The sequence below is a fragment of the Acinetobacter sp. genome, assembly GCF_036659555.1.
GTDB lineage: Bacteria > Pseudomonadota > Gammaproteobacteria > Pseudomonadales > Moraxellaceae > Acinetobacter.
In genome coordinates, this window is sequence record NZ_JAVXCI010000120.1 from 1 (window position 1) to 7,406 (window position 7,406).

Annotated in this window: 2 pseudogenes; both read right to left on the minus strand. The window is 44.7% G+C overall.

The features are described from left to right. A pseudogene (locus tag RSA72_RS13220) lies at positions 1 to 3,505 on the minus strand (hemagglutinin repeat-containing protein); the annotation flags it as partial. A 1,842-nt stretch (positions 3,506 to 5,347) separates the two neighbouring features. Then, positions 5,348 to 7,406: pseudogene (locus RSA72_RS13225) on the minus strand (hypothetical protein); the annotation flags it as partial.

Genomic DNA, 7,406 nt, shown 5'->3' on the forward strand with positions numbered 1-7,406 from the left:
GCAGGCTTGGACTGAAGCTTAAACTATCCTTCCAGTTGCTGTTGCTGGTTGGCTGTGGCGCTGAGCTTTCACCATCTGCTTGCCCCAGTTTTGTGCCACCAGATAAAGCAACCGACGTCACCTTATAGCCACTTTGATTTTCAAGATTGCTGAAAGTCAGGCTATTGGCGGTTAAATCATTCTTTTCTTTGCTGGCAGTAGATGCGATTGCACCGCCTTGTAAGTCCACACTGTCCGCTTTTACGTGATAGCCGCCATCACCGGAAAATAGCCCGGACTGCTCATTCACACTGCTGAATGAACCGCTGGCCTTGCTGCTGCTGTAATTGCCTGATGCTTGCCATGCCGTACCAAATGATGCCTGCAAGCGTATCCCTGCCCCAGTTTGCTCACTGTCTTGTGCAAGGGTATCTTGCTGGCTGATGATATTAAGCTTTCCACCGACATCTGCATCAATACGGTTGGCTGTGGCTTGTGCACCTTTCAGCGTGGTATCGCCTTTGCTCTTGATGCTCAGGCTGTCTGAATTGAGTGTGGTATTCTCATGCACTGTGCCATCAAGATGGTTGCTACCTTGGCCATAACCGGCTTCTACAAACACATAAGCGCCCGTTTGCGCACCCACAGAAACACCCACACCATAACTTGCACCTGCATTACTGTTTTTACCATCCGCTTTTTGCTGGCTTTGCCCTGACTCTAAAAGTATATCTTTGGCTGAATCAAGTGCGATGTTTTCTTTTGCTTTCACCTGTGTGTTTTTGAGATGGATATCACCTTCAGTACTGGTCAGATTGATATTGCCACCTGCATTCAGCAAATTGGATTGTGACGCTGAATAACTCTTGTCTTGACTGTTTTTACTGGTACTAAACCCAATACCAGTTTCGGCTTTAAATAATGCACCGCCTTGGATATCGCTATAAGTTTGGTAACCTTGAGCTACTGCGGCAACACCTTGCAATGCTTGTGTACGGTCATCTGCTTTACTCTTTCCTGCTTTATCAACGGCATTGACTAGATCAATCAGCGGTGAACTCACGCGGCTGAATAATCCTATTTTTAAGTCTTTCGATGACTGACTGTCACTGCCTGTATTATGATCATCCAAAATATTAATCGATTTTGCGGTGATGTTTAAATCTTTGCCTGCAACGACATCTGCAACTTTTTGGTTATAGTTATTTCCAGCATTGAGGGTGACATTACCATCTAGGCTGCCCACTTGGCTGCGTTCTTGGGTAACATTCTTGCTATTGGTTTTATTTTGGTTGGCCATGTAGCCATCAAATCGTTCCGTATCCGATATTTGCGCGCTGCCCCAGCCTTTGCTCTTTTGGCTTTCGCTTTGACTCTGGCCACTTTGCGCAGATTGAATGTTGATATCTTTGCCCGCAGTCATGCGTAGATCATCTTGTGAGACCACTTTACTGCCGACAATATTGATGTCTCCAAACTCTGCCTGAAGGGTTGTTTTTCCGCCAACAGAGAGTTCTGTGCCTACGCTTTGGCTCAGGCTTCCGCTACCTTTACCCTTGTCGTTATAAACCCCGATAGGGGCAAGGTGATCGCGGTTATCTATACTAAAGCCACTGCGCTTCGTATCAGCATTTTGTGTTTCTGTATTTGAGCTTGCGAGCAAATGAATATTATTCTTGGCATTCAGCAATGCATCGCCTTCTGCTGAAATTTTCGCACCTTGGCTGCGTATATCACCCTCTGTGGCAATAATATTTAAATTACCGCCTGCTGTAACCTCCGTTCCTACAGATTGAGTTGAGGCAGCGTGATTGGCATTATTTATTTTCTGATGGCTGGCAGTGAATACAACCGGCGTCGTTGCGGCCATCGTGGCTTTACGCGCAGTCTCAGCACTTGACATGATTTTACCAACCGCACTATCAGAGAAGTCGTTACTCTGTTGGCTCTTTTTCGCGGAAGCGAGTGCCGCAGCCTCAGAACTGTAGGTAATACCAACGGATACTCCAGAAGTTTTACTTTCAAATTTTGATTGAGTGTCCTGCTTAATATCCGCAGCATCAAGATGGACATTTTTACCCATCAGGTTGATGTCTTTGCCTGCTTCTATAATTGAAGCTACGGCATTTAAGTCTTCACCTGCAACAATGTTGATATTGCCATTTACGCTACCCACTACGCTTTGTGTCAGTGATGTTGCTTGGGATTTGTGATCTTGTTTTATGTTCGACTTTCCATAACCAACACTCGCTACGCCATCAGATAAACTTCCTGTAAAACCTGATTTTTTAACCGTACTTTCCGATACCTTTGTATACTGGTTTTCAGCAGCCGTAATCGAAATATTTTCTTTTGCCTGAATCTGAGTTAAATCATCTGAAATCACATTGCTGCCGCGGATGCTGACATTATTGCCGTTCAAAATGACTTTATTGCCTTCAATGCTGCTAGCAACTGCCTCATTACGCTGTGTTTTAAAATACGAATCTGAGGTTTTTTTGCTGAAAGCGCTGCCGCCGGTTTCAATATTCCGCGCTTCTACTTTCTGTTCTGTCCGCCCTTCTGAGATCGTCAGATTGTCTTGCGCTGAAAGTACCGCCGTACCAGAAACACTGGATATGCCCGAACCTGTGAGTTGAATATTCTGACCAGTCAGGTAAATATCACCTTGTCCTGCAATTTGACTGCCGGCATCTGTTCGGTAACTGCTATGGTTGAAGTTTTGCGCATCTGACTGAATATGCGTAGTACGGCCTGTACTTACCGTCCCTACATCCACATCCCCAGCCGTCTGAATAACAGTAGAGCCATTGCTGTTGGCAATTTCAGCAGCCTTCATTTGGGTATTACCGCCCACACGGACACTGATTGTGGTACTTAAATTTTCTGTATCGGTATTTTGCGTACTCAGCGCGCCATTCACATACAGTCCAGCAACACGGTCTATGCCGGTTTGACTGAAATAGCTTTGGCCAATCTGATGTTCTGAACTCAACGTGGTCGTATTTAAATTGAAGTCACCGCCCACATTCAGCTGAATCGATTGATCTGCACTAATCTGCCCACCCACAATATTTAAATCTTTGGCGGTGCTGACCGATGCTTGATTGGCTTGAATCCGTCCGTTCAGCAAGTCGACATTTTCTGCATTCAATACCACAGCATTGCGTCCGGCAATCACGGCTGAATTCAGTACATCTCCCTGCAAATTGATATTGATGCTTTCTGCAGAAATTAATGAGCCGTCGCCTTTTAAATCGCCTACACGCGCTTTGACATACACTTGCGGCACTAAGGCTTTTTGCTTACTACCATTCGGCAAGGTCACTTCTTTTTCTTCCAGCCAAACGATATCGCTGGTCAGCTGCGCAAGCTGCGCTGCGGTAAGCGCAATGCCCGGACGCAGGCCATATGCTTTTGCAAAAGACAAGCCATTATTCATCAATGCCCTGTACTGTTCTTCATCCGAACCGTAGCCTTCGAGGAAACGGTGTCCGGTCAGCTGGGCCACCTGATCCTGCACCAGGCACTGCTCATAATAGCCGTCCCCCAAACGCTTCTGCTGCAGGCTTGGATCAAGGCCAAGCGACTTCAGCATATAATCCGAAGACAGCCAGTTTTTATAATTAGCGAAGGCCGGATCAGTTTCTATTAAATAATTTGCACTGCTGTCTTTATTGACTTTATACAGGGCGCTGTTCGGTACTTTAAACTGGCTGTTGTCAACAGCTCTGATTTCCGCATCTGTTCCTGGCGCTGCATGAACATCAATCTGATCTTTTTGCATTCCTGCGGCATTTTGCTGTACGGGATCCGCCTGCTTGGCATCCAGTGTTTTGCTGGCATTCAGCGCAATATCTTCTGCCAGATTTTGCTGTTTTTGGGCAAGGCCTTGCGCTCCTGCCGCCTGTTCAATTTTAATATAAAGCGCATCTGCTTGAACCTGATCAATAGCGGCAGCCGATGATGAAATGTTTTGGTAAGGCCGCGCAATGCTCACAGCTAAAGGCTGGCTGCTGAGCTTTTCCTGCATCCACGCATGATAGTCAGTTTTATGCTTATGCTTTCTGCCATCCAGATAATGCAGCTCCTGTGTGCCCGTATAAAGCTCTTTATTGATTCCAGCAACAGCGCTATTCTTTAATACAGCGCTTTGGTCTGCGCTGACACCATTTATATTCAGTGCCTGTCCTGCCAGAATCTGACTTTTATCATTGACAAGGCTTCCTGTATTTTCAAACTTCAGATTTCCTCCGGCCTGTATCAGCCCAGGCGCCGAAGTTTTAACTTGGGTCTCATAATGTTCAATGTCATAACGGTATACTGTCCAGTCTTCATTGCTATTCCCGTCAAAATACTGACCATCAAAGGTTTTCCAGCCGCCGCGCATCTCTTTGTATTGATCTTTTTCAACAGAGGTAAGAACTAAACCCGCATCGAAATTTGCATTGGTATTGTTCACATGCTGAGCTGAAAAATAAAGATCTCCAAGCGCCTCAATCCGGGCGCCGGCATTATTCACCGCCTGCGCAATGCCAATCGCCTGATTATTCTGGTCTAAAGCGCCTCCCAGATAAAAATCGCCTGCGCTTAAAATCAATGCCTGACTGTCATAATCAGCTGCATTCGCCTCATTGTTTAAGATTTTCACCCCAATATCCAGACGGTCACGCGCGGCAATCACCGGTGCTGTACCATCAGCGCCTGGACGGTTATTCAGCACATCCGCCTGCAAGCCCAGCGCTGTGCCATAAATACGGCCTGTACCTTCATTATTAATCTGTTTAGCCTTCAGTACAGTGATATCGCCATTGATCAAGCCTGAATTTTTCAGGCTGTTTCCCGCATTCAGTAAAGTTTTCTTGGACTGCAGTGAAGCGTCTGCTGATATATTGCTGATATTATTGGCCTGAATATTGAGTACATCACCTGCAATAATGTCGCCTGCATTGAGTAAATCTTGCTGGGCTGTAAAATGCAGCTGCCCATTTGCTTGCAGTTTTGCATCTTTTGCATGCTGATACGTCTTTGTTAACTCAATGGCGGCATCGCCAAGACTGATCACCTGACCATCGCCGCTTAAATGCTGTGCTGTCAAATCCAATGTCTGCCCAGCTAACAACTGTCCTTTTTGATTATTGATATTCAACAGTTTTGAGTCAGACTGAATATTCAATTGCTTTAAAGCGCTGATCAAGCCTTTTGTATTATTCAGCTGCTGTTCAGCCTTTAAAGCACTATGGCCGCTTGCACGAATAGCGCCTTGCTGATTATCAAGCTGCTGCGTATAAATCTGTATATTTTCAGCATCTATTCCTTGCGCTGCTGCAGAGAACGTATTGGCATTTAGAAGCTGATCAGCATTGATCTATAAATCTTTTGCAGCAATAATTTGACTGCCTTCAGCAGAAATTGCGCTGTTATTCAGCTTGGCTGTATGCAGCTGCGTATTGCCTTGCGCGGCTATTTTACCTTCCTGATTATTGATCTCACCTGCTATGCCTGAGGTTTGAATGCTGAGGTTTTGAGAACTGACGATCTGACCTTTTTGGTTTTGCACCTGCTGAGCTTGAAGATCAACCGATGTATTTGCCCCAATAAAGCCTTGCCGGTTATTCAACTGCTGAACGTTTTTAATGCTCAATTCATTTTGTGCAATCAGGCCGCCAGCTGTACCAGACTGCTGATTGCTTAAGTTCTGATTTTGACTATCGATACTTAAATTCTTTCCAGCCTGTATTAGACCTGTATCGTTATTTAGTCCATGACTGAGAATCTGAATATTTTGTCCTGCACTGATCTGTCCAGATTGATTCAATAAAGCAGCATTTTGGCTGTTTAAATTCACATCCTGCTGAGCAATTAATTTACCTTGCTGGTTGTCGATGCTGTCAGCTTGTATCTTCAGGGTTGTAACTGCTTGAACCAAGCCGCTGCTATTATTTATGCTGCTGAGTTCAAGATGTGCTTGATCATCAAGGCTTGCAATTTGACCTTGCGTATTATTCAGCTGATTGGCCTGAATTGCTAATTGCTTTTGCGCAGCAATCAGACCCTGCTGATTATTTAACTGCTGAATCACCTTCAAGTTGAGTTGATTCACTGCTTGAAGTTGAGCATTTTGATTATTGAGTACTTGAGCTTGAATATTTAAATCCAGCCCGGAGAATACTTTCCCTTCAGTATTGCTGAATAACTCAGCAATATCTAAAGACATGGATTGATCTTGTGCAGACTGTAAAATGCCTTTTTGATTTTCCAGCTGTTTGGCGCTGATTTCCAGGCCGTGATTGGAAAGAATCGAACCTTGGCTGTTATCCAAGATATTTTGAATGTGAAGCTGTGCAGCAGACAGCTGACCCGTTTGCGCCATCTGCCCCTGCTGGTGGGAGAGTTGATCTGCCGTGATCTTAATCTGATGCGCCTGTGTCTGTGCCTGATTCAAGTTGATTTTTTTCGCATCAACATTCAAGTGGGCATTGCTGACAATTTTTCCTTGCGCCGCATCAATCTGCCGGGCTTTAATCGTTAATCCATTTTGACCCGCATGGATAATTTGACCTGATTCACTGTTCAGCGTATCTGTCTTTATATTCAGCTGCGCAGCATTGGCTGCGATTTGTCCTGCCTGATTGTGAATAGAATCAGCAAAGCTTAAATCCAGCTGAGACTGACCCGTTTGCTGAATAATGCCAGATTGGTTATTTAAAGATGAACCTTTCAAGCTTAATGTATTGGCGATCAGCTGACCGCCTTGGTTATTTAATTGCTGTTTTGCATTGAGTTTTACCGTATTTTTCGCTTGAATTATCGCTTTCTGGGTGATGACAGAACCCACTTTCGAATTCAGCTCTACTTCCTGCACATGAATAATCGCTTCAGAAACATCCAAGTCTTGATTGGCTTGAATAAGCGCTTCTTTACCGGCAAATACATTGCCATGGATAGCTGCCGCATCAACTTGAACGGTTAAGTCCCCAGTTTCTTTTAACTTCCCGTCCGCTGCTAAGCCAGCAGCTAAGGTACTGCCTTTTGCAGAACTTATTTTGCCGCTAAAAAGAGAAACATCTTTTCCGGAACCAATCAGCCCTTGATTGGCCGTTTCATTATTCTTGATATTTAAATGCTGTTCAGCATAGATTGTCCCGCTATTCATCAGCTTATTTTGCTGATTTAGCTGAATGTGTTCTGCAGAAATTTGCCCCTGATCATTGCTTAAATTCTGTGAGGCAAGGGCTAAGGTCTTTTTAGCCTGCATCTGCCCTTGCGTATTATCCAGCTGTACTTTGAGCTGGACATTTAAATCATCGGCAAGCAGCTGCCCGTGCTGATTGTTCAGACTTTTGGCATAAATATCTGTATTTCCGCTGGCCTGAATAATGCCTGAAGTATTATTAATGTGATCTTGCGCTTGGATCTTTATATTA